Annotated in this window: 20 protein-coding genes and 3 tRNA genes; 17 read left to right on the top strand and 6 right to left on the bottom strand. The window is 43.9% G+C overall.

The genetic code is table 11. From position 1 onward, the window contains the following. The 9 genes from FKN05_RS15870 to rpoC all read left to right on the top strand — a co-directional run. On the top strand, positions 1-81 hold an 81-nt coding region (locus FKN05_RS15870), incomplete at its 5' end, for an EF-Tu C-terminal domain-related protein (RefSeq protein WP_080034449.1). Positions 82-313: 232 nt separating this feature from the next. After that, positions 314-694: a preprotein translocase subunit SecE gene (gene secE, locus FKN05_RS15865; RefSeq protein WP_099610130.1), complete on the top strand. Its 381-nt coding sequence runs from the start codon at positions 314-316 to the stop codon at positions 692-694. A gap of 12 nt (positions 695-706) precedes the next feature. After that, on the top strand, positions 707-1,255 hold the full coding sequence (nusG, locus tag FKN05_RS15860) for a transcription termination/antitermination protein NusG (RefSeq protein ID WP_099610131.1): 549 nt from the start codon (positions 707-709) through the stop codon (positions 1,253-1,255). A gap of 155 nt (positions 1,256-1,410) precedes the next feature. Next, positions 1,411-1,839, top strand: a complete 429-nt coding sequence (gene rplK, locus FKN05_RS15855; protein WP_021021755.1) for a 50S ribosomal protein L11 — start codon at positions 1,411-1,413, stop codon at positions 1,837-1,839. 4 nt (positions 1,840-1,843) lie between these two features. Beyond that, entirely contained in the window at positions 1,844-2,545 is a 702-nt protein-coding gene (gene rplA, locus FKN05_RS15850) for a 50S ribosomal protein L1 (protein WP_099610132.1), read from the top strand. Positions 2,546-2,816: 271 nt separating this feature from the next. Beyond that, positions 2,817-3,311 (top strand): 50S ribosomal protein L10, encoded by a 495-nt coding sequence (gene rplJ / locus FKN05_RS15845; RefSeq protein ID WP_099610133.1) that lies wholly within the window; start codon positions 2,817-2,819, stop codon positions 3,309-3,311. A 59-nt stretch (positions 3,312-3,370) separates the two neighbouring features. Then, positions 3,371-3,739, top strand: coding sequence for a 50S ribosomal protein L7/L12 (gene rplL, locus FKN05_RS15840; protein ID WP_099610134.1), 369 nt, complete (start codon positions 3,371-3,373; stop codon positions 3,737-3,739). 241 nt (positions 3,740-3,980) lie between these two features. Next, positions 3,981-8,009, top strand: coding sequence for a DNA-directed RNA polymerase subunit beta (rpoB, locus tag FKN05_RS15835; RefSeq protein WP_161427540.1), 4,029 nt, complete (start codon positions 3,981-3,983; stop codon positions 8,007-8,009). A gap of 100 nt (positions 8,010-8,109) precedes the next feature. Then, positions 8,110-12,312, top strand: coding sequence for a DNA-directed RNA polymerase subunit beta' (gene rpoC, locus FKN05_RS15830; protein WP_161427541.1), 4,203 nt, complete (start codon positions 8,110-8,112; stop codon positions 12,310-12,312). A gap of 90 nt (positions 12,313-12,402) precedes the next feature. Here the strand turns inward: rpoC and rsd are convergent, their stop codons facing one another. After that, positions 12,403-12,891, bottom strand: a complete 489-nt coding sequence (rsd, locus tag FKN05_RS15825; protein ID WP_099610135.1) for a sigma D regulator — start codon at positions 12,889-12,891, stop codon at positions 12,403-12,405. Between the two features lie 178 nt (positions 12,892-13,069). Here rsd and nudC point away from each other — a divergent pair, with 178 nt between their 5' ends. From nudC to FKN05_RS15805, 4 genes are all read left to right on the top strand, one after another. After that, a complete protein-coding gene (gene nudC / locus FKN05_RS15820; protein WP_170887939.1) occupies positions 13,070-13,861 on the top strand; it encodes an NAD(+) diphosphatase in 792 nt (263 codons plus the stop codon). Between the two features lie 250 nt (positions 13,862-14,111). After that, positions 14,112-15,176: a uroporphyrinogen decarboxylase gene (gene hemE, locus FKN05_RS15815; protein ID WP_170887937.1), complete on the top strand. Its 1,065-nt coding sequence runs from the start codon at positions 14,112-14,114 to the stop codon at positions 15,174-15,176. A 125-nt stretch (positions 15,177-15,301) separates the two neighbouring features. After that, positions 15,302-15,937, top strand: coding sequence for a TetR/AcrR family transcriptional regulator (locus FKN05_RS15810; protein ID WP_099610138.1), 636 nt, complete (start codon positions 15,302-15,304; stop codon positions 15,935-15,937). Between the two features lie 91 nt (positions 15,938-16,028). Beyond that, on the top strand, positions 16,029-16,988 hold the full coding sequence (locus FKN05_RS15805) for an acetyltransferase (protein WP_099610139.1): 960 nt from the start codon (positions 16,029-16,031) through the stop codon (positions 16,986-16,988). Between the two features lie 9 nt (positions 16,989-16,997). Here the strand turns inward: FKN05_RS15805 and FKN05_RS15800 are convergent, their stop codons facing one another. The 5 genes from FKN05_RS15800 to rsgA form a co-directional block, all read right to left on the bottom strand. Continuing rightward, on the bottom strand, positions 16,998-18,128 hold the full coding sequence (locus FKN05_RS15800; RefSeq protein ID WP_170887935.1) for a murein hydrolase activator EnvC family protein: 1,131 nt from the start codon (positions 18,126-18,128) through the stop codon (positions 16,998-17,000). Between the two features lie 174 nt (positions 18,129-18,302). Further along, a complete protein-coding gene (gene gpmM, locus FKN05_RS15795) occupies positions 18,303-19,835 on the bottom strand; it encodes a 2,3-bisphosphoglycerate-independent phosphoglycerate mutase (RefSeq protein ID WP_161427543.1) in 1,533 nt (510 codons plus the stop codon). Between the two features lie 141 nt (positions 19,836-19,976). After that, positions 19,977-21,392 (bottom strand): SLC13 family permease, encoded by a 1,416-nt coding sequence (locus tag FKN05_RS15790; protein WP_161427544.1) that lies wholly within the window; start codon positions 21,390-21,392, stop codon positions 19,977-19,979. 163 nt (positions 21,393-21,555) lie between these two features. Then, positions 21,556-22,413 (bottom strand): archaetidylserine decarboxylase, encoded by an 858-nt coding sequence (gene asd / locus FKN05_RS15785; protein WP_099610141.1) that lies wholly within the window; start codon positions 22,411-22,413, stop codon positions 21,556-21,558. A gap of 100 nt (positions 22,414-22,513) precedes the next feature. Then, positions 22,514-23,578: a small ribosomal subunit biogenesis GTPase RsgA gene (gene rsgA / locus FKN05_RS15780; RefSeq protein ID WP_099610142.1), complete on the bottom strand. Its 1,065-nt coding sequence runs from the start codon at positions 23,576-23,578 to the stop codon at positions 22,514-22,516. A gap of 139 nt (positions 23,579-23,717) precedes the next feature. Between rsgA and orn the strand changes: the two genes are divergently transcribed. The 4 genes from orn (at position 23,718) to FKN05_RS15760 (ending at position 24,799) form a co-directional block, all read left to right on the top strand. Continuing rightward, complete coding sequence (orn, locus tag FKN05_RS15775) at positions 23,718-24,263, top strand: oligoribonuclease (RefSeq protein WP_099610143.1); 546 nt, start codon at positions 23,718-23,720, stop codon at positions 24,261-24,263. Between the two features lie 223 nt (positions 24,264-24,486). After that, positions 24,487-24,562: transfer RNA gene (locus FKN05_RS15770), tRNA-Gly, on the top strand. A gap of 35 nt (positions 24,563-24,597) precedes the next feature. Continuing rightward, positions 24,598-24,673: transfer RNA gene (locus tag FKN05_RS15765), tRNA-Gly, on the top strand. Between the two features lie 35 nt (positions 24,674-24,708). Next, a tRNA-Gly gene (locus FKN05_RS15760) sits at positions 24,709-24,799 on the top strand. The last annotated feature ends 107 nt before the right edge of the window (positions 24,800-24,906 follow it).

The raw sequence follows: 24,906 nt of genomic DNA, 5'->3' as shown, positions 1-24,906 counted from the left end.
ATGGACGAAGGTCTACGTTTTGCGATTCGTGAAGGTGGCCGTACTGTTGGTGCAGGTGTTGTAGCGAAGATCATCGCTTAATCACAGTTTCTGTGAAGAATGATTTGACTATACCGTAGTAAAAAGGGCATCATTTGATGCCCTTTTTCTGCACTGCTAGTTATTTCGTTGATTTATCAAACGCTAGCATGGATTTCGGGGCTGAGAATAATCTTGGTCAAATAGTATGTCAGCGTAGTTGCTGATGAAATGGATTTGCCCTGCAACAGCGGGGCTGTTGTCGTCTATAGTTAGACTTGTGACAGGTTGGTTTATGAAAGCTAATAATGCTGAAGCTCCTGATAGCTCAAATGCGCTAGATACAATGAAGTGGATCATCACTTTTGTATTGCTTGCTGCTGCTGTTGTGGGTAATTACCTGTATGGTGAGTTGTCGGTTGTCGCTCGTGCTGCGGGTGTTATTGTGTTAATTGCAGTGGCTCTTGGAGTTGCTGCAACGACTTTTAAAGGTAAAGCTGCGATTGTGTTTGCACGCGAATCTCGCATGGAGGTCCGCAAAGTGGTGTGGCCAACACGGCAAGAAACCATGCAAACGACACTGATCGTGTTAGCTGTAAGTATTGTAATGGCTCTGGTTCTTTGGGGCATTGACGGCATTATGGTTCGTCTTGTTGCTTTTGTAACTGGAGTATAGAGGGTTTAATACATGAGTGAAGCTCCAAAAAAACGCTGGTATGTCGTTCAAGCCTTTTCTGGGTTTGAAGGCCGTGTCGCTCAATCACTTCGTGAGCATATCAAAATGCATGGAATGGAAGAACACTTTGGTGAAGTTCTTGTTCCAACCGAAGAAGTGGTGGAAATGCGCGCGGGCCAACGTCGTAAGAGCGAGCGTAAATTCTTTCCAGGTTACGTGCTGGTTCAAATGATCATGAATGATGAGTCATGGCACTTGGTACGTAGCGTTCCTCGTGTAATGGGCTTCATTGGTGGCACGTCAGATCGTCCAGCACCGATCACAGATAAAGAAGCTGATGCGATATTGAACCGTCTGGAAAAAGCGAGTGAGTCTCCACGTCCGAAAACGATGTTTGAGGCGGGTGAAGTGGTTCGTGTTACAGAAGGTCCGTTTGCCGACTTCAATGGTACAGTCGAAGAAGTTGATTATGAGAAAAACCGTCTGAAAGTTTCTGTGTCAATATTTGGTCGGGCAACACCAGTCGAGCTTGAATTTGGTCAAGTGGAAAAGCTTGATTAAAATATCACCTCTGAGTCTTGTTTAAGGCGTGTCTTTTGACTATAATTTCGCGCCCTTTATTGGTCGTTATCTTTTTTAATGATCTTTAAAACTTGTAAAGTAACTGGGGAGCTGGTCGAGCGATCAGCGTTTGTACCCATAATTTAGGAAATATCATGGCAAAGAAAGTTGAAGCTTATATCAAGCTGCAAGTTGCAGCCGGTATGGCTAACCCAAGTCCACCAGTTGGTCCTGCTCTAGGTCAGCGTGGTGTTAATATTATGGAATTCTGTAAAGCATTTAATGCCAAAACAGAATCTGTAGAGAAAGGTTTACCTATTCCAGTGGTTATCACTGTATATAGTGACCGTTCTTTCACGTTTGAAACTAAGACACCACCTGCTGCTGTTTTATTGAAGAAAGCGGCTGGAGTTAAGTCTGGTTCAGGTCGTCCTAACACTGAAAAAGTGGGTACTGTTACTGACGCTCAAATCCAAGAAATCGCAGAAACTAAAGCTGCAGATATGACTGGTGCTGATATCGAAGCGATGAAACGTTCTATTGCGGGTACTGCTCGTTCAATGGGCCTAGTGGTTGAGGGTTAAGATAATGGCAAAACTAACTAAGCGCATGCGTACTATTCGCGAAAAAGTGGATGTAACTAAAGAATACGAAATCAACGAAGCGGTTGCTCTTCTAAAAGAACTCGCAACGGCTAAATTCGTAGAATCTGTTGACGTTGCTGTTAATCTAGGTATCGACGCTCGTAAATCGGACCAAAACGTACGTGGTGCAACTGTACTACCACACGGTACTGGTCGTGACGTTCGCGTTGCAGTATTCACTCAAGGTGCTAACGCTGAAGCAGCTAAAGCGGCTGGTGCGGACCTAGTGGGTATGGAAGATCTTGCTGAGCAAGTGAAAAAAGGCGAAATGAACTTTGACGTAGTCATTGCTTCTCCTGATGCAATGCGCGTTGTCGGTCAACTCGGTACAATCCTTGGTCCTCGTGGTCTGATGCCAAACCCAAAAGTTGGTACTGTAACTCCTAACGTTGCTGAAGCAGTGAAAAATGCTAAAGCGGGTCAGGTTCGTTATCGTAATGACAAAAACGGCATTATCCATACCACGATCGGTAAAGTATCTTTCGAAACAGAACAACTTAAAGAGAACCTAGAGGCTCTTCTTGTTGCGCTTAAGAAAGCAAAACCATCATCAGCTAAAGGCACTTACGTTAAGAAAGTAAGTATCTCTACGACGATGGGCGCAGGTGTTGCTGTTGATCAGAATACTCTGGCGACTCAAGCATAATTCATTTGCTTAGGTGCGAGATTGATGTATAATCTTGCGCCTAATATTTGTGGTTGGGGCTGAACTTTGGTTCTTTGAACTATGACCCAGTCTCCGTCCAAGACCGTAGGCGTTATCAATTAGATAACTTAATAAAACCTACGTAGATGGTGCCCGAACTGACAGAAAGCTCTAATTTTTTATTAAGTTAACTTTCTTCTGGGACTGCACCGAATAAGCTCTCATTATTATTAATAGTGAGTGGTGTAATAACAACCAGGAGCAATCCAAGATGGCTTTAAACCTTCAAGACAAACAAGCAATTGTTGCTGAAGTCAACGAAGCGGCCAGTGGTGCACTTTCTGCAGTTGTTGCTGACTCTCGCGGTGTTCAAGTAGCTGCGTTAACAACTCTACGTAAACAAGCGCGTGAAGCGGGCGTTTACATGAAAGTTGTGCGTAATACACTTGCACGTCGTGCGGTAGAAGGCACAGCTTACGAATGCCTAAAAGAGGTATTTGTAGGCCCTACTTTGATTGGCTTTTCTAACGAGCACCCAGGTGCTGCGGCGCGTCTCTTTAAAGACTTCGCTAAAGATAATAAAGCATTTGAAATCAAAGCAGCTGCATACGAAGGCGCATTAACTGACGTTGAAGTACTAGCGACACTACCAACTTACGACGAAGCAATTGCACGCTTAATGATGTGCATGAAAGAAGCTTCTGCAGGCAAGCTGGCACGTACTATCGCTGCTATCCGCGATCAAAAAGAAGCAGCCGCAGCTTAATTGCCTTGCTTTTCACTGATTGCCAAATAAACTTATTGTTGACTTAAAAGAGAATTGTTATGTCTATTACTAACGAGCAAATCCTAGACGCTATTGCAGAAATGTCTGTAATGCAAGTTGTTGAACTTATCTCTGCTATGGAAGAGAAGTTTGGTGTTTCTGCTGCTGCTGCAGTTGTTGCTGGTGGCGCTGCTGCTGGTGCGGCTGTTGAAGAGCAAACTGAATTCGATGTAATCCTAACTGCTGCTGGCGGTAACAAAGTTGCTGTAATTAAAGCAGTACGTGGCGCAACTGGTCTTGGTTTGAAAGAAGCTAAAGCTCTAGTTGATGGCGCTCCAGCACCTCTGAAAGAAGGCGTTGAGAAAGCTGAAGCTGAAGCTCTTAAAGCTCAGCTAGAAGAAGCTGGTGCAACTGTTGAAATTAAGTAATTATTACTTAATTGTTTAGCCGAAAGGCTAACGGCTGGTGGTTTGTTGACCACCGGCCTTTTTGCGCTGTAGGGTATGGGCGAATTTTCCCGCTGTTTAAGCGTTCCATATCCATGCAAAAAGCATCTTATTCTAACGAAATAAGATGTCACTACAGTAAACAGCGATTTAGTCACTGTCCTACTCCTTTATAGACAAAGGCGGACAGTTTGGGTCACTTATCAGCGAGCTGAGGAACCCCATGGTTTACTCTTATACCGAGAAAAAGCGCATCCGTAAGGACTTTGGTACTCGTCCACAAGTGTTGGACATTCCATACCTGCTATCGATCCAGCTTGATTCATTCGAAAAATTTATCGAACAGGATCCAGAGGGACAATACGGTCTTGAAGCTGCTTTTCGTTCTGTTTTTCCAATTCAGAGCTATAACGGCAATTCAGAGCTGCAATACGTTAGCTACCGTCTTGGTGAGCCAGTTTTTGACGTTAAAGAATGTCAAATCCGTGGTGTAACTTATTCAAAACCGCTACGTGTAAAACTACGTTTAGTGATTTTTGATAAAGACGCGCCAGCAGGTACTGTCAAAGATATTAAAGAACAAGAAGTCTACATGGGTGAAATTCCACTCATGACAGATAATGGTACCTTTGTAATTAATGGTACCGAGAGGGTTATCGTATCCCAGCTGCACCGAAGCCCAGGCGTGTTCTTCGACAGCGATAAGGGTAAGACCCACTCTTCTGGTAAAGTGCTCTATAATGCACGTGTTATCCCTTACCGTGGTTCATGGCTCGATTTTGAATTCGATCCTAAGGACAACCTATACGTTCGTATCGACCGCCGTCGTAAGTTACCTGCATCGATCATTCTTCGTGCTTTAGGTAAAACGACAGAGGAGATCCTCGATATCTTCTTCGAAAAAGTGAATTTCGAAGTCAAAGACCAAACTCTAATGATGGAATTGGTCCCTGAGCGCTTGCGTGGTGAAACGGCAACGTTTGATATCGAAGCCGATGGTAAGGTTTATGTTGAGAAAGGCCGCCGAGTTACTGCGCGTCATATTCGCCAGTTAGAAAAAGATAACGTTAGCTTCATTGAAGTACCTGTTGACTATATTGTCGGAAAAGTCTCCTCAAAAGATTATATCAATGAAGCGACTGGAGAAGTGATTGTTGCGGCTAACCAAGAAGTTAGCCTTGAAGCATTAGCTAATCTATCGCAAGCCGGTTATAAGAAACTTGAAGTTCTCTTTACCAATGATCTTGATCACGGTCCGTTCATGTCGGAAACCTTGCGTATCGACAGCACGTCAGACCGTATTTCTGCATTAGTAGAGATTTACCGCATGATGCGCCCTGGCGAGCCACCAACAAAAGAAGCCGCAGAATCATTATTTGAAAGCTTGTTCTTCTCGCCAGAACGCTATGATCTTTCAACTGTTGGACGTATGAAGTTCAACAGTTCTATTGAGCGCGATGGTGCGGAAGAGCAAGGCACACTCGATGAAACCGATATCATTGAAGTGATGAAAAAGCTGATCTCGATTCGTAATGGTAAAGGCGAAGTGGATGATATCGACCACTTAGGCAACCGCCGTATTCGTAGTGTTGGCGAAATGGCAGAAAACCAATTCCGTGTTGGGCTTGTTCGTGTTGAACGTGCAGTGAAAGAACGTCTAAGTCTAGGCGATCTTGATAATGTGATGCCACAAGATCTGATCAACGCGAAACCGATTTCTGCTGCTGTTAAAGAATTCTTTGGTTCTTCTCAGCTCTCTCAATTTATGGATCAGAACAACCCGCTGTCAGAAGTCACGCACAAGCGTCGTATTTCTGCATTGGGCCCTGGCGGTCTGACTCGTGAGCGTGCTGGTTTCGAAGTTCGTGACGTACACGTAACGCACTATGGTCGTCTGTGTCCAATCGAAACACCGGAAGGTCCAAACATCGGTTTGATTAACTCTTTGTCTGCGTTTGCACGTTGCAATGAGTACGGTTTCTTAGAAACGCCTTATCGCCGTGTAGTTGATGGTGTGGTGACGGATGAAGTCGATTACTTGTCTGCAATCGAAGAAGGCCAATTTGTTATCGCTCAGGCGAACGCAAAATTGACCGATGAAAACCGTTTTGCTGATGAGCTGATTACGGCGCGTCAAAAAGGCGAATCTGGCCTGCATCCTCGTGAACATGTTGACTACATGGATGTTGCGACGAACCAAGTGGTTTCTATTGCAGCATCACTCATTCCGTTCCTAGAACACGATGATGCGAACCGTGCTTTGATGGGTGCGAACATGCAACGTCAGGCGGTTCCAACTCTACGCTCAGAGAAACCACTTGTTGGTACCGGTATTGAGCGCAATGTAGCGGTTGACTCTGGCGTAACTGCGGTAGCGAAACGTGGTGGTATGATCCAGTCGGTTGATGCTTCACGTATTGTTGTCAAAGTAAACGAAGAAGAGTTAATTCCTGGTGAAGCAGGTATCGACATCTACAATCTGACCAAATACACCCGTTCTAACCAGAACACTTGTATCAACCAGCGTCCATGTGTGATGCCAGGTGAACCGGTGGCTCGTGGTGACGTACTAGCAGACGGTCCTTCAACTGACCTTGGCGAATTGGCTCTTGGCCAAAACATGCGTATCGCATTCATGCCTTGGAATGGTTACAACTTCGAAGACTCGATCTTAGTTTCCGAACGCGTAGTTCAAGATGACCGCTTTACCACTATTCATATTCAAGAACTGTCTTGTGTGGCTCGTGATACTAAGCTGGGTGCCGAAGAGATCACTGCAGATATTCCAAACGTTGGTGAAGCTGCACTGTCTAAACTAGATGAGTCTGGCATCGTATACATCGGTGCAGAAGTGAAAGGCGGCGACATTCTGGTTGGTAAAGTAACACCAAAAGGTGAAACTCAGCTAACGCCAGAAGAGAAACTCTTGCGTGCTATCTTTGGTGAGAAAGCATCTGATGTAAAAGATACGTCATTACGTGTTCCAAACTCTGTTGCTGGTACGGTTATCGACGTGCAAGTCTTTACTCGCGATGGTGTAGAAAAAGACAAACGTGCGCTTGAAATCGAGCACATGCAGTTAAAAGAAGCGAAGAAAGATCTAACCGAAGAATTCCAGATTCTGGAAGGTGGTTTGCTTGCTCGTGTTCGTTCTGTATTGCTAGCGGGTGGTTACTCTGAAGCGAAATTAGATGCGATTGAACGTAAAAAATGGCTTGAGCAAACACTGGCCGATGACGAGCTACAATCTCAGCTAGAGCAGCTTGCTGAACAATGGGATGAGCTAAAGGCTGATTTCGATAAGAAATTTGAAGCTAAACGCCGTAAGATTACTCAAGGTGATGATTTAGCACCGGGCGTACTGAAGATCGTCAAAGTTTATTTAGCGGTCAAACGTCGCATTCAACCTGGTGATAAAATGGCGGGTCGTCATGGTAACAAAGGTGTTATCTCGAAGATCAACCCTGTTGAAGACATGCCTTACGATGAAAATGGTCAACCTGTCGATATCGTACTCAACCCACTGGGCGTACCATCGCGGATGAACATTGGTCAGATCTTAGAAGTTCACTTAGGTTTGGCGGCGAAAGGTATTGGTGACAAGATCAACCAGATGATCAAAGAGCAGCAAGAATTAGCTAAACTGCGTGAATTCTTGCAAAAAGTGTATGATCTGGGTGAAACCCGTCAGAAAGTAGACATTGCCACATTATCGGACGATGAAGTTCGTACCTTGGCAAATAACTTGCGAAATGGTTTACCAGTAGCAACTCCTGTTTTTGATGGCGCGAATGAAACTTCTATCAAAGCTATGTTGCAATTGGCTGATTTACCAACATCAGGACAGTTAACTCTGTTTGATGGTCGCACAGGTGATGCTTTCGAACGTCCTGTAACGGTTGGTTATATGTACATGCTGAAATTGAACCACTTAGTGGACGATAAAATGCATGCGCGTTCAACGGGTTCTTACAGCTTGGTCACTCAACAGCCATTGGGCGGTAAAGCCCAGTTCGGTGGTCAACGTTTCGGTGAGATGGAAGTGTGGGCATTAGAAGCTTATGGTGCAGCTTATACACTACAAGAAATGCTCACCGTTAAGTCTGATGACGTTAACGGCCGTACGAAGATGTATAAGAACATCGTAGATGGTAACCACGCGATGGAACCTGGTATGCCAGAATCGTTTAACGTTCTGTTAAAAGAGATTCGCTCGCTAGGTATCAACATCGAGTTAGAAGACGAAGAGTAAACCTTAAGGTTCCCCTATGGGGGACCAAACTGGTTTTCTGGTAGGAAGGTGCTCGCTACACTACGCAGCGGGCCCTTTTAACTCCTTACAGGAGCTGATTGTGAAAGACTTATTAAACTTTCTAAAAGCACAGCATAAGACTGAAGAATTTGATGCAATCAAAATCGGTCTATCTTCACCAGACATGATCCGTTCATGGTCTTTTGGTGAAGTGAAAAAACCTGAAACGATCAACTATCGTACGTTCAAGCCTGAACGTGATGGTCTGTTCTGTGCGCGTATTTTTGGTCCGGTAAAAGACTACGAATGTCTTTGTGGCAAATATAAGCGTCTGAAACACCGTGGTGTGATTTGTGAGAAGTGTGGCGTTGAAGTAACCCAGACTAAAGTTCGTCGTGACCGTATGGGCCACATCGAGCTTGCTTCACCGGTTGCACACATCTGGTTCTTAAAATCATTGCCATCGCGCATTGGTTTATTAATGGATATGCCTTTACGTGATATCGAACGTGTTCTTTACTTCGAAATGTACGTAGTGACTGAACCGGGCATGACAGATCTTGAACGCGGTCAGATGCTGACTGAAGAAGAGTATCTGGATCGCTTGGAAGAGTGGGGCGATGAATTCACGGCAAAAATGGGTGCGGAAGCGATTAAAGATCTCTTATCGTCCATGGATTTGCAAGTGGAAACAGAGCAGATGCGTGAAGAATTAGAGACGACGAACTCTGAAACTAAGCGCAAAAAAGTCACTAAACGTTTGAAGCTGGTTGAAGCATTCCTGGCCTCTGGTAACAAGCCAGAGTGGATGATTTTGACGGTGCTTCCGGTACTTCCGCCAGATCTACGTCCTCTAGTACCACTAGACGGTGGTCGCTTTGCGACGTCTGATCTGAACGACCTATACCGTCGCGTAATCAACCGTAACAACCGTTTGAAGCGCCTGCTAGAGCTTGCTGCTCCGGACATCATCGTACGTAACGAAAAACGTATGTTGCAAGAGTCTGTTGACGCACTACTCGACAATGGTCGTCGCGGCCGCGCGATCACAGGTTCAAACAAGCGTCCGTTGAAATCTCTTGCTGATATGATCAAGGGTAAGCAAGGTCGTTTTCGTCAGAACCTGCTAGGTAAACGTGTAGACTACTCTGGCCGTTCAGTAATCACAGTCGGTCCATACCTTCGTCTACACCAGTGTGGTCTTCCTAAGAAGATGGCACTTGAGCTATTCAAACCATTCATTTACAGCAAGTTAGAGACTCGTGGCCTAGCGACGACAATCAAAGCTGCGAAGAAAATGGTTGAGCGTGAAGAAGCGGTCGTTTGGGATATCTTAGATGAAGTGATCCGTGAACACCCAGTGCTACTCAACCGTGCACCGACACTGCACCGTCTAGGTATCCAAGCGTTTGAACCAGTACTGATCGAAGGCAAAGCCATTCAGTTACACCCACTCGTTTGTGCGGCGTACAACGCGGACTTCGATGGTGACCAAATGGCGGTTCACGTGCCTCTAACACTAGAAGCACAGCTTGAAGCGCGTACCCTAATGATGTCGACTAACAATATTCTGTCGCCAGCATCCGGTGATCCGATCATCGTTCCTTCACAGGACGTTGTATTGGGCTTGTACTATATGACGCGTGAAAAGATCAATGCCAAAGGCGAGGGGATGTACCTTGCTGGCCCAGCTGAGGCCGAAAAGGCATATCGTACGAAGAGCGCTGAACTGCATGCTCGCGTAAAAGTACGTATCACTGAAACCGTTGTCGATGAAGACGGTAACAGTACCACTGAAACTAAGATGGTTGATACCACGGTTGGTCGTGCCATGTTATGGCAAATCGTACCGAAAGGTCTGCCATTTAGTATCGTGAACCAGAAGTTAGGTAAGAAGCAAATTTCTAACCTACTCAACGAGGCTTATCGTAAGCTTGGTCTAAAAGATACGGTAATTTTTGCCGACCAAATCATGTATACCGGCTTTGCTTATGCTGCACTATCAGGTGTGTCTGTTGGTATCGATGATATGGTTGTACCAGCCGCTAAATATACTGAAATTGCTGAAGCGGAAGAAGAAGTCCGTGAAATTCAAGAGCAATTCCAGTCAGGTTTGGTAACTGCTGGTGAACGCTACAACAAAGTGATTGATATTTGGGCATCAACCAATGATCGCGTTGCGAAAGCGATGATGGAAAACCTTTCATCTGAACTGGTTGTCAACCGCGACGGTGAGCAAGAACGCCAAGAATCGTTTAACAGCATCTATATGATGGCTGACTCGGGTGCTCGTGGTTCTGCGGCGCAGATTCGTCAGCTTGCGGGTATGCGTGGTCTAATGGCTCGTCCGGATGGCTCGATTATTGAAACGCCAATTACCGCGAACTTTAAAGAAGGTCTGAACGTACTTCAGTACTTTATCTCAACCCACGGTGCGCGTAAGGGTCTAGCTGATACCGCATTGAAAACCGCGAACTCGGGTTATTTGACTCGTCGTTTAGTGGATGTAGCACAAGATGTTGTGGTTACTGAGCACGACTGTGGTACTCATGAAGGCGTTGATATGATGCCTCACATTGAGGGTGGTGACGTTAAAGTTCCGCTAACTGAGCTTGCTCTTGGTCGTGTGGTTGCAGAAGATATTCTGAAACCAGGTACAGAAGAAGTGCTTGTGCCGCGTAACACGCTGTTGGATGAGAAATGGTGTCAAATTCTGAACGATAACTCAGTTGACCGTATCCGTGTTCGTTCAGTCGTAACCTGTGATGCTGACTTTGGTTGTTGCGCTCTGTGTTATGGTCGTGATTTGGCTCGTGGTCATTTAGTGAACCAAGGCGAAGCTGTCGGTGTTATTGCCGCTCAGTCTATCGGTGAACCAGGTACACAGTTGACGATGCGTACGTTCCACATCGGTGGTGCAGCATCGACTGCAGCAGCAGAAAACAGCATTCAAGCGAAGAACAAAGGTTCGGTGAAGCTGCATAACGCGAAGTTCGTAACCAATAAAAATGGTAAGTTAGTGATCACATCACGTGCTTCTGAACTGACTATTATTGATGAGTTTGGTCGTACTAAAGAGAAACACAAACTGCCATACGGTTCGTTATTAAGCAAAGCTGATAATCAAGCTGTTGATGTTGGTGAAGTTATTGCTAACTGGGAAGCACATACACTCCCTATCATTACTGAGGTAGCTGGTCGTATTCAATTTGTTGATATGATCGATGGTGTGACTGTTTCTCGTCAAACCGATGATCTAACCGGTCTATCTTCAAGTGAAGTGACTGAACCTGCGGCGCGCCCTGCAGCGGGTAAAGATATGCGTCCTGCGATTAAATTGGTTGATGAAAAAGGAAAAGATGTATTGATTCCTGGCACTGATATGCCAGCACAATATTTCCTACCTGGTAAAGCGATTGTCAATATCGAAGACGGTGCAGAAGTAAACATTGGTGATACACTGGCGCGGATTCCTCAGAAATCTGGCGGCAACAAAGATATTACCGGTGGTCTGCCTCGCGTTGCTGACTTATTTGAAGCGCGTAAACCGAAAGAGCCTGCCATTTTGGCAGAACACACCGGTACCGTTTCATTTGGTAAAGAAACCAAAGGTAAGCGTCGCTTGGTTATCACACGTGATGGTGGTGATACTTACGAGGAGATGATTCCTAAGCATCGTCAGCTCAACGTGTTTGAAGGTGAGCGTATTGAACGTGGTGATGTTATTGCTGATGGCCCAGAGTCTCCACATGATATTCTGCGTTTGCGTGGTATCCATGCGGTAACGACGTACATCGCTAACGAAGTTCAAGAAGTCTATCGCTTACAAGGCGTTAAGATTAACGATAAACACATTGAAACTATCGTTCGTCAGATGCTGCGTAAGTGTACGATTACTCATGCTGGTGATTCTGAATTCTTACCTGGTGAGCAAGTGGAATACTCACAAGTGAAGATTGCTAATCGTCAGTTAGAGTCTGAAGGTAAAGAGCCTGCACGTTTTGAACGTGAGTTACTGGGTATTACCAAAGCTTCTTTGGCGACTGAATCGTTCATTTCTGCCGCATCATTCCAAGAAACGACACGAGTACTGACCGAGGCTGCCGTATCGGGTAAACGAGATGATTTGCGTGGTCTGAAAGAGAACGTTATCGTTGGCCGTCTGATCCCAGCAGGTACCGGCTTTGCGTACCATCAAGATCGTCAAGCTAAGCGTCAAGTAGAAAAAGAAGGCCCATCGGCTGAGCAAGCAACAGATAACCTTGCTGCTTTGCTAAATGCTGGTTTTTCTTCTAATGAGTAATCAATAGTTGAATGAAAAAAGGCACCTTCGGGTGCCTTTTTATTTGGTTTGGAACCATGGAGTAAGTTGGAAAACAGCGCCAACGAAGCTTTATGCTCCAGGTGGAATTGATAAACTATCAGCAATTAACTGAATTAGATAATCTTCCAATTCAAATCGTGATTCGAGCACTTCTCCGACCTTTGATAGATCATCATCAAAAGACTCAAGATCATCTTCGCCACTGAGCGTAGCATAACGGTCAGCAAAATTTAGTAACGGATCATTAGTCTGAGTTATTTGAGCATAAGTTTGGTTGATTTCATCGGTTGCCTTAAATCCAGTGGCTTGCCACTTGTTCATGACCATATCATAGATTTTGAAGTGACCTTCAGAGATATAATCGACGAGCTCTTGGCTAAAGTATTGTATTGCTTGCAGAGAGGGGAGCTCACTAAAGGCCTGATTATCGGGTAGCGGCGCTGTTACTGCCAGTTGGCAATATTCGACTAGCAACTGCTGCCGTTTATCTAACCAGTGATCGATGACATCACTTGAACCACCCCATTGTTCTTGTGTTTTTTTTAACTTCTTTAGCATGGCCACGCCCTCATGATCGGATCATCGATTTGATGATCGTGTCTGCATATGTGTGGTGAAGACCACCATCCTTTGCTTAAACAAGAATTTATAGGCATGGAAATCAAATGACTACAAACTCTGGTATGAAATTAGATTGCCAGTAAAATGGTTGAACTGCAAGCGATCAGGAGTGAGTATGTTAGAAAATAGTGATCAAAAATCGGCTTATTGGTGTGTGGTATCAGGAAGTGAGATCTGGACGGTGAACGATACGATCCCACAAGGCTGCGCTGAGCAGTGGAATCTACCTTCATCACAGGCAGTGCTTATCGGTTATCAACAGGAGGTTCCGATATATTGGATCAATGCTCAAGAAATTGATTGCACCTTAGAAATGACTCATTTACGTGAATTGTTGCATTTCGATGATTCTCTGTTCTTAATGGCGAGTAAAGCGATTCAATATGGCCATATGAGCCAAACCATGCGATTTTGCCCTCAATGTGGTGGACGCAATTACCTTAATCACCATCAATTGGCAATGCAATGTCAGGAATGTCGAACCCTGCATTATCCACGTATTTTCCCCTGCATCATTGTTGCGGTTCGTCATCAGCAGCAAATTCTACTTGCTCAGCATCCTCGTCACCGTAATGGCATGTATACCGTCATCGCTGGGTTTGTTGAAGCAGGTGAAACCTTAGAGCAGTGTGTTGCTAGAGAAATCAAAGAAGAAACCGGTATATTGGTTAAAAATATCCGCTATTTTGGCAGTCAGCCATGGCCCTTTCCTTCCAGTATGATGATGGCTTTTTTAGCGGACTATGCCTCTGGAGAATTAAAGCCAGATTATTCTGAATTAACTGACGCACAATGGTTTTCTGCACAAAGCTTACCACCCCTGGCTCCGAAAGGTACAATCGCTAGAAGCTTAATTGAGCATACTCTTGTCACTATACAGCAAGAGACTGTCGGATCAATCAGCTAAAAAAAACCCTCCACAGTGGGAGGGGGTAAGTAAGATGTCGTTATGAGATGCTGAGTCAGAATAACACTCAGTTATTATTGTAGTTTTCGCTAGCAAACAAATTTGTAACATTGAATGAGGGAGTACGCAAATTAAGCATTGATTTAAAGGTGAATAACTTGATCTCGGTTGCAAAGCTTCCCACGATGGAAGTGAAATCAATGTTAGAATACTTAATAAAATACAGCCAAATAAGAGAAGTGGATAAACCATGACTGAATTAAAAAATGACCGCTATTTGCGTGCATTACTCAAGCAACCTGTCGATTACACTCCGGTATGGATGATGCGTCAAGCCGGACGTTATTTGCCTGAATATCGGGCGACTCGCGCTCAAGCTGGGGATTTTCTGTCACTATGTAAAAATGCAGAGCTCGCTTCTGAAGTCACATTACAGCCGTTACGTCGCTTTTCTCTTGATGCAGCAATCTTATTTTCTGATATTTTGACGATTCCGGATGCGATGGGATTAGGGCTTTACTTTGAAGCGGGAGAAGGGCCAAAATTCAAACGTCCGATAGCTTGTAAGCAAGATGTTGAAAAACTCATAATGCCTGATCCTGAAGGCGAATTACGTTATGTCATGAATGCGGTTCGTCAGATCAAAAAAGATCTAAAAGGTGACGTCCCTCTCATCGGTTTTTCAGGTAGTCCTTGGACTTTGGCAACTTATATGGTTGAAGGTGGAAGTTCGAAAGCCTTCACAAAGATCAAAAAAATGATGTACGCTGAGCCGCAAACGTTACACTTATTATTGGATAAATTAGCGGATAGCGTCGTCGACTATTTAAATGCGCAAATCAAAGCCGGGGCGCAGTCAGTGATGGTTTTTGATACTTGGGGTGGTGTTTTAACGCCACGTGATTACCAAGATTTTTCACTACGCTATATGCATAAAATCGTTGACGGTTTGATTCGTGAACATGATGGTCGTCAGGTTCCTGTCACTCTGTTTACCAAAAATGGCGGCATGTGGTTAGAGCAAATTGCCGCCACAGGGTGCGACGCAATCGGCCTTGATTGGACAATTAATATTGCCGATGCAAAAGAGCGAGTGGGTGATAAAGTCGCCTTACAGGGGAATATGGATCCATCTATGCTGCATGCTCCTCATGAGCGAATTCGCGACGAAGTTGCAACGATTTTACAAGGGTTTGGTCAAGGAACGGGACATGTCTTTAACTTGGGGCATGGTATTCATTTGGATGTTCCACCAGAAAATGCCGGTGTTTTTGTCGATGCGGTGCATGAACTGTCGAGACCATTCCATCAATAAAGGATTCAACGCCTGCTGGTCAGGCGTTTTTTAAGTCAAACATCGTTTTATGTGCTGAACGGACTTACTTATTCGGCTCATTTATACTCTTAGATAACCCCTTTAAATAAGAATGTCGACGATAGATGAAAACAAAAGATCGAATTGTTCATGCAGCCTTAGCATTATTTAATGAACATGGAGAAAGATCCATCACAACCAATCATATTGCTGCCCATATAGAGATTAGCCCGGGCAATCTCTATTATCATTTTCGTAATAAACAAGAAATCGTACGAGAGATCTTTGCGCTTTATTCTGCGGAATTAATAGAACGTTTTACTCCTTGGCAGCGGCCTTATGAAAGCCTTACGCTTTTGAAGCACTATTTTGATTCAATTTTTACGTTAATGTGGAAATACCGTTTCTTTTACGCCAATTTACCGGAAATTTTGCAGCGAGATGAGCCGTTGCATAATGACTATATTCAAGTACAAGCAAAGCTACAGTCGAATTTAGTTGACATTATGCAGGTATTTGTTGAGATGAAACTGTTAAAACTTGAGCATGATGACATGAAAAAAATGGTGACAACTTTACATTTGATTGCTTCAAGTTGGTTGACTTATCAATCGGCGATGTCTTTAAGTTCAAAAATTACCGAATCGGTTATTCACCAAGGCATGCTACAAATTATTTCTGTCATGAAATCGAATGCGACCGAACAAGGATTAGAACAACTGCAATTATTAGAAGATGGCGTGCGGATTATGCATGTCTAATTGCAATGAGATATAACTTTTTTATCTTGCTTGTTCATGCGTAATCACCCTACATTATTGCTATTCATTCTCCTACTTTGGTTGTTTCGCCATGCATTATGATGTGTTTAATGGTGATGCCGACGGTATCATAGCGCTGTTACAGCTACGTCTGGCTAATCCGTGTAATAGTCAATTGATCACCGGGGTTAAGCGAGATATTCAATTATTACAGTCTTTATCCGTAACATCAGCAGACAGTCTTACCGTTTTGGATCTTTCACTGGCAAAAAATGTGCTAGATTTACAGCGAATTTTGGATAGTGGGGCACAGGTTTTTTACGCCGACCATCACCAAACGGGCCCTATCCCTATTCATCCGAACCTTACGACAGCGATTGATTTAAGTGCAAATACTTGTACTGGATTGATTATTGATCGTCTGCTAAATGGACAATATCACCATTGGGCGATTACTGCTGCGTACGGCGATAATTTACTTGAAATCGGGGATCATCTCGCTGGCTTAGCCGGTTTAACGAGCTTGCAATCAGAGCAGTTAAAGCGATTAGGCACCTTAATCAATTACAATGGTTATGGGCAATCACTGCAAGATTTACATTATCACCCAGCGGATTTATTCCGTGCTTTACTTGACTATCCTTCTCCATTTGAGCTGATTGCTGAGCCTCTCTCTCCTTATTCCATATTAGATCAGTGTTATCAACAAGATATGGAGCAAGTCCTTGCTGTCCCTGCGTATTATGAAAGTCGTGTATTACGTGTTTTCGAATTGCCAGCGGAAGCGTTATCGCATCGGGTGAGTGGGGTATACAGTAATTTGCTCGCAAACCAACAACATCAAAAGGCGCATTTAGTACTCACTCGGTTAGACAGTGACAGCTATACCGTTTCATTGCGAGCGCCATTAGTCAATAAGCAAGGTGCAGGCACGGTTTGTGCTCAGTTTTCCTCTGGTGGTGGGCGTGAGGCTGCTGGTGGAATTAATCGATTATCTAAACAAGATATTACTCAATTAATTTCAAGCGTTGAAAACTACTACCAAGCTTAATCTACACAATTAACGAGTGAGCCAATGGCGGGGGTTTTCTGCTTTACTGTTACGGCGGATTTCAAAATATAAGGCTGGGCGTGTTTGTCCGCCAGTATCACCTGCCAGTGCAAGTGTTTCCCCAGCTGCTACTTTGTCGCCTTCTTTTTTCATCAGTGATTGGTTATAACCATATAGTGTCATATCACCTTGACCATGATCGAGTAAAATAACTAATCCATAACCTCTTAAATACTCGGCAAAGACAACGGTTCCGGGATAAACCGCCTTAACAGCTTGGCCATAACTAGCATTAATCACCATCCCTTTCCAATCCACTTGTCCGGTTTGTCGCTCACCAAATTGATGTAAAACCTGCCCTTGAATCGGCCAAGGTAGTTTACCTCGTTGTTTGGCAAGTCCATCCATGGGGACTGCATTGCGTTTGGCGGCTTTAGCTATTTCCGCTTTTAAGCGAGTTTCATTACGTTGTAATTCCGCCAGATAGACTTTATCGCCAGAGATGCTTTTGCTAATTGAGGTAATGGTCTGTTGTCGTTTTTGTTGAGTCTTGCTTAATTGATCGCGCTTTTGTGTTTGTTGCTGTAGTAGCGTGGTGATTTGTTCCCGTTCCAACTGGAGTTGGTGTTCATTTTCGTTTAGTGTTTGGCGAGTGGCTTCCAGTTGCTGAATCATTGCCGAGCGACTTTTGGCTAAGTGCTGGTAGTATTGACTCATTCGATCTTGTTCAACACCATTTTTTAATAGATCACCACTGGCTAATGCTCGCCGAGTTACGTAGTACGTCTGCAATAGCTCTGTTAGCTTTTTTGCTTGTTGCTGGTGTTGCTCTTCTAATTGGGTCATGTTTGTCTGAAGGGCTGCGATATTTTTATTTGTATGAGTTAGGTTTTTTTGCGTAGATTGGATCTGTTTTTCTAACTGGGAAATGGACAACTCTTGTTGTTTTAAAGACTGTTGCAGCTGATCTAACTGTTTTTGTCTTTGAGCTAATGATTGTTGCTGACGAGTAATTTCACTTTTTACTCCCGATAGCTCTTGTTGTGATACGGCGTGACTCATAAGAGAAAATAGCATGCTCGCTAAGCAAACGGTTAGTTGAAGGGAGAGAGTCATCCGTTTAAAAATAGAGAAGATCATCTGTTATCGTCATCATCGTAGAAATTGCTGAGCACTTAGTATACTCAAAGTGATGAATGAGGCGAGCAAGATGATGAATACATTTGCTATCTTTTTCAATTATCGTCGAGCTTAACAGAAACGAATAATATAAAAGCCCCAAATGGGGCTTTTATTATGATCTTAATAAAAAGCTTAAGAATAAAGAATTTGACCTGACATTTCGGCAGGAATTTCCATATCACTGAGCGCCAACATAGTTGGAGCAAGATCGGATAATTTACCACCTTGATTTAACGTGATTGCCTTATTACCGACGTAAATCAAAGGAACTGGTAAATTTGTATGCGCAGTATGGATACCGCCAGTTTCTGGATTGACCATCATTTCCGCGTTACCATGATCGGCAGTAATCAGTAATTGACCATCCACTTCTTTGATTGCTTCAACCACACGACCAATACATTCATCAACGGCTTCACATGCTTTCACCGCGGCATCGTAAACGCCAGTATGCCCCACCATATCGCCATTTGGATAGTTACAGATGATGGCATCATATTTACCTGATTTAATCGCAGCGACCAGTTTATCCGTCAACTCTTTTGAACTCATTTCAGGTTGTAAGTCATAGGTTGCGACCTTAGGAGAGGCAACGAGTTGACGTTCTTCGCCGACAAATTCATTTTCAACACCACCGTTAAAGAAGAAGGTGACATGAGCATATTTTTCTGTTTCAGAAATACGTAACTGGGTTTTACCTGCTTTAGATAGCCATTCACCGTAAGTGTTTTCAAGTGAAGCGGGTGGGAAAGCGGTAGCTAGCGGAATATCAGCCGCATATTGAGTCAGCATAACAAAGTTGACCGCAGGGAAAACGCTACGTTTGAAGCCATTAAAATCAGCGACAAAAGTGCGAGTAATTTCACGAGCACGGTCGGCACGGTAGTTCAAAAACAGAACGGCATCACCATCTTGCATTGCTGCAGATGCTTGATCTGCCGTGCGAATTTCAGTCGCTTGTACAAACTCGTCATTTTCTTCCCGAGCGTAAGCTGCTTCAAGGCCTGCTACCGCGGAATCGTAGGTAAATTCAGCTTTCGCTTGAGTCAGTAGATCGTACGCTTTTTCAACTCGATCCCAGTTATTATCGCGATCCATTGCGTAATAGCGGCCAACCAAAGAAGCGATGCGACCTTTACCCAGTTTTGTAAATAGGTCTTGGAAACGCTGCAGTGAGTTTTCTGCACTACGCGGCGGGGTATCACGACCATCAAGGAAGCAGTGGAGGTAGATTTTTTCAGCTCCGCGAGCCGCCGCTAATTCGACTGCCGCATAAATGTGATCTTCATGAGAATGTACGCCACCTGGAGACATTAACCCCATTAAGTGTACCGCTTTACCTTCAGCAACGGCTTTATCAATAGCAGTGACAATCGCTTCATTTTGTTGGAACTCACCATCGGCAATTGCTTTTGTTATACGAGTGAGGTCTTGATAAACAATACGACCTGCACCGATGTTGGTATGACCCACTTCAGAGTTACCCATTTGACCGTCAGGAAGGCCCACATCCATGCCTGATGCAGAGATGAGTGTGTGTGGACAGTTAGCCATTAGGCTATCAATCACTGGTGTATTGGCATTGTTAATGGCGTTGCTACTGTTATCTTGACGGTAGCCCCAACCGTCAAGAATAACTAGAGCCATTGGCTTCTTAGTAGACATAGTTATGACCTCATTAAATTCATAGTAATTAGAAAGTGAAAACTAGCGTAATTTTACTACACTTTACTCGCTTTGCAGTAGGTTAAGATCAACGATTCTCCCTATCAATGCAACAAAACGTTGCCTATTGATCAAAATTAGCTATGTCAGAATCCAAGCCGCTAGATAGACAATACTTAAGCCAATTAAGCCAAGAATGAGGCCAGTTTTCGCCATATCCTTACTTTCAATTAACCCTGTCGAGTAGGCTAGCGAATTGGGGGGGGTTGAAACAGGAAGAATCATACCGAGTGAGGCGGAAAATGCCACAACAATGAGTAGGCCTTGTAACCCTCCGACCGCTGTTAAATTATTCATCGAGATCCCTATCGCTGCGGCAATGGGCATTAATAGGTTAGCGGTTGCTGTATTCGACATAAAGTTAGCCATCAGCCAACAAACAATAGAGAGAGATATCACTACAAACATCGGGGATAAACGTTCATAATCAATGGCGTGGGCTAACGCTTCAGCTAGGCCTGTATGTTCTAAACCAATGCCAATTGCAATCCCGCCAGCAACGAGCCAAAGTACATCCCAGTTAATCAATTTGAGTTCTTCTTTTCCCATAATTCCTGTCAGTGTGAAAACGGCCAGTGGAATAATCGAAACCACATAAGTATTCATGCCATGTAATGCGGTGGTCATCCATAACACGATCGTAGCCGTAAAGGTGCAATAAACCACCATTGCGCGCCAAGAACGTTGAAAAGTGCCTTGTAATTTAAGTGTCATGGTTGGTTGAGAAGACGGGAAAAAGTATTGCAGCAAAAACCAGGCGATGGTTAATTGGATCAAAACAAAAGGTAACCCTATCATCATCCAAGAGAGGAAGTTTATGCTATGTTCACCCGTTAAATATTGCAGGGCAATGGCGTTCGGTGGTGTGCCAATCGGTGTTGCAATTCCTCCCGTATTTGCTGCAATTGGAATACTCAAGACCAATGCTTTGACACCCAATTCACCTTGAGGGGCGGATGCGACGATCGGCCCTAGTAATGCAAGCATCATTACGGTGGTTGCCGTATTGGACATAAACATAGAGAAAACAGAAGTGATCAACATTAACCCTAGCATAATAAATTTGGGTTGATGGCCAAATGGGCGTAGCAATACTCGAGCTAAGTTATTATCTAATTCATATTTTGAGGCAGCAATCGCCAGTGCAAACCCTCCCATAAATAAGATAATAATCGGTGAGGAAAATGCGCCAAGAATGTCGGTGTAGGGAATTAAATGTCCGACTTCATGTTGCTCTAGCGGTAAGCGAAACCAATGCAGACCTTTATCTGAAATCATAATCAGCTCTAAGGCTATGATTAAAATTGAAGTAGCAAATACAGGGACAGGTTCAAGTACCCAGAGTAGAGCGGCAAGAAGGAAAATGGCTAACAGCCGATGCTGCACTAAGGTTAAATCTTGAATAGGAATCAGATCAATTGGGAGAGCAAGTACCCCTAGCGGGATAAAAAAACTGATGGCTAACCGGGTCAGAAGCCCAGTAGATAATGTATGCATAAAAGCTTCCTTGGCAAATTTTATCCGAGAACAACTAAGAATAAATCATTCAACAAGAAAGGTCTTAGAGTGCGCTAAAACTTTTACACTTTATGCAACAACTCGCGATGAAAGCGTGCGGATTACCACGGTCACCATTTCAACTAAAATGGCGACCGTAAGGTTAAGCTTTATGGGCGTACGAAGAGCCCAATAACGTTGGAGACTGTAGTTGCATGCTTTCATCAAAGCGAATCGCATCTTTCGCAAACAAGTTAATCACTGTTGATCCTAGTTTAAAGCGCCCCATTTCTTGACCTTTTTGGAGCACGACGGCTTGATGTCCTTGTGGTGGATAATTCCAACGATAGATGGTGTTTCCACGTGGTGGTGTCATCGTGCCAGACCAAACCAGTTCAATGCTTCCGACTATCGTTGCTCCGACTAAAACTTGAGCCAGTGGACCAAATGGCGTGTCAAATATACACACGACTCGCTCGTTACGTGCAAATAGGTTAGGTACATGCTCTGCGGTGAGCGGGTTCACGGAGAAAAGGTCACCGGGCACATAAATCACTTGTCGTAAGGTTCCATCGCAGGGCATATGGACACGATGATAATCACTGGGTGAAAGGTACAAGGTTGCAAAGTCGCCCTCAGCAAACTCTTGAGCTAAATCGGCATCGCCACCGAGTAATTCTTGAGCGGAGAATTGATGACCTTTTGCTTGGATGAGTTGCCCATCAGTAATTGGCCCAAATTGGCTGACACGAGCGTCGGCAGGATGAACCAATACGTCCTCTCCCGAAGCGATAGGACGAACATCAGGCTTGAGTTCACGTACAAAAAACTCATTAAACGTTGAGTAGTACTTAGGATCAGAGTGCAATGCATCATTCATGTTGACGTTATATTGTTTAATAAACCAGCGAATGATGGCTGTAGTTAGTCCGCCTGCTTTTGCTGAAGCGAGCTTTCCAATTAAACGGGTTAAGCCATGTTGTGGGAGCCAATATTGCAGTCCAACTTTTAGTTTATCCATCGTGTACTATTCCAATGTCTTTTCATATTTGGGCGCGAGATGTTACTGAAAATAACCAGTTATGTCAGCAGTTATCCGTAGTTGAGTCAAGTTTATTAACTTATGAGATATCGGTTTTTTTATTTCTTGAGTATTGTCGGTTTGCTTTATTCTCCGACATACTTTCAATGATCCGGTGATAATTTTCAAACCGCTGAGTGCTAATTTCTCCTCGTTCAACTGCGGCTTTCAATAGACAGCCAGGATCATCAAGGTGTTTACAATCTCGAAATTTACACCCACCTAAGTAAGGGCGAAATTCCACATAGGCTTTTGTCACTTCTTCTGCATCTAAATGCCATAATCCGAATTCACGAACGCCAGGAGAATCAATCAAATCTCCTCCGGATGGAATATGATATAAGCGAGCCGCTGTGGTTGTATGCTGGCCGAGTCCTGAGTTTTCAGAAACTTCACCTTCTTCAACTTCTATTTCTAACTGCGGCATTAATGCATTGACTAAGCTTGATTTACCCACACCCGACTGACCAACAAACACGTTAATTCGGTTACGGAGTTTACTTTCTAACTGATCGATATTTTCGCCGCTTTCTTTACTAACAAAGAGGATGTCGTAACCAATTGATTGATAATTATCAAGCTGTTGCTGATAGTGTGAGCGCTGCTCCGGTGTCAGTAAATCTACTTTGTTTAAAACGATCAAGGGAGAAATCGATAATGTTTCCGCAGCAATTAAATAGCGATCAATAATATTAAGAGATAATTCGGGAAGCACAGAAGAAACGATCACCATTTGATTCACGTTTGCCGCCACCGGTTTAAGCCCATCATAATAATCAGGGCGAGTCAGAACGGATGTTCTTGGCTCTACCGCTTCAACCACACCAGAGATTCCAGCTAGCATTTCAGCACCGGGACGCCAGATAACATTATCGCCGGAGACTAAGCTTTCGATACTACGTCGTAAGTTGCAGCGATGAACGAGTCCCGTTGAGGGATCTTCAATATCTGCATGTTGACCAAATCGGCTGATCACTAAGCCTGTTTTTGCATTTTCTAACATCGATTCATCCCATGAAACAGACTCATCGTGTTTGAGTTTTTTATGTTGATTTGTTCTCACTCGACGAACTTGGCTTTTAGTCAGTTTTTTTTTCTTAGTCACTCTGTTCTACTTTCGGTTATTGGCGTTAAACAAGGCCCGCTAAATTGGTAGGCTTCACAAGCCACATGAGGTATCTTGATGATATGTATTCGGGTTATAGTACCTTTTTTATAAGCAAACCCCTATAGGGACGTATTATATGTCTTTTTGCGAACAAAACCTCATTTGGATTGATCTTGAAATGACAGGTCTTAATCCTGATCAACATAAAATTATTGAAATTGCGACAATTGTTACAGATAGCCAACTTACTATTCTTGCTGAAGGGCCGGTGTTAGCGATTCATCAACCCAAATCCGAGCTAGAGAAAATGGATGACTGGTGTACACGAACGCATCATGAAAGTGGATTAGTGGAGCGTGTACGTCAAAGTACAATTAATGAGCAACAAGCAGTCAAGCAGACGCTTGAGTTTTTACGGCAATGGGTTCCTGCCGGTGCTTCACCCATTTGTGGCAATAGTATTGGCCAAGATCGTCGTTTTCTATATCGGCATATGCCTGAATTAGAGAGTTACTTCCATTATCGCTATATTGATGTCAGCACCATTAAAGAACTTACTCGACGCTGGAAGCCTGAAGTGCTGAATGAGTTTTCCAAACAAGGTTCGCATTTAGCGTTAGACGATATTCGAGAATCAATTGCGGAGTTAAAATTTTATCGTTCTACGGTTTTTAAGATATAAATCAGCTTTAGCATCTTGATTTTTAGAGTGACGCCTTATATTAGGTTCGTTATGTCGGGGCACGTATTGTTAATTCTCTCTACTGTCGTTGTTTGATCAGTCGCCTTGTTGCTTCTTTTATCAGCGAATGAGTTAAAAATCATTTTTTTTTGCTTTAACTACTTGCATCACAAAAAAATGCACTTATAATTCGCAGCCCTAAACAGCACAAAACGTTGTTGATGCGACACTAGCTCAGTTGGTAGAGCGCAACCTTGCCAAGGTTGAGGTCACGAGTTCGAACCTCGTGTGTCGCTCCAGAATTAATAGTTGTCATCGTACTCAACGATGAAATGCGACACTAGCTCAGTTGGTAGAGCGCAACCTTGCCAAGGTTGAGGTCACGAGTTCGAACCTCGTGTGTCGCTCCAGAGTTAATAGTTGTCATCGTACTCAACGATGAAATGCGACACTAGCTCAGTTGGTAGAGCGCAACCTTGCCAAGGTTGAGGTCACGCCTTTTTGTTTTAAAGAAGGGAACCTCGTGTGTCGCTCCAGAGTTAATAGTTGTCATCGTACTCAACGATGAAATGCGACACTAGCTCAGTTGGTAGAGCGCAACCTTGCCAAGGTTGAGGTCACGCCTTTTTGTTTTAAAGAAGGG

The sequence above is a fragment of the Vibrio sp. 1-1(7) genome, from assembly GCF_013048485.1.
Taxonomy (GTDB): Bacteria; Pseudomonadota; Gammaproteobacteria; order Enterobacterales; family Vibrionaceae; genus Vibrio; species Vibrio fujianensis.
This window is presented reverse-complemented; position numbering and strand designations above follow the sequence as displayed.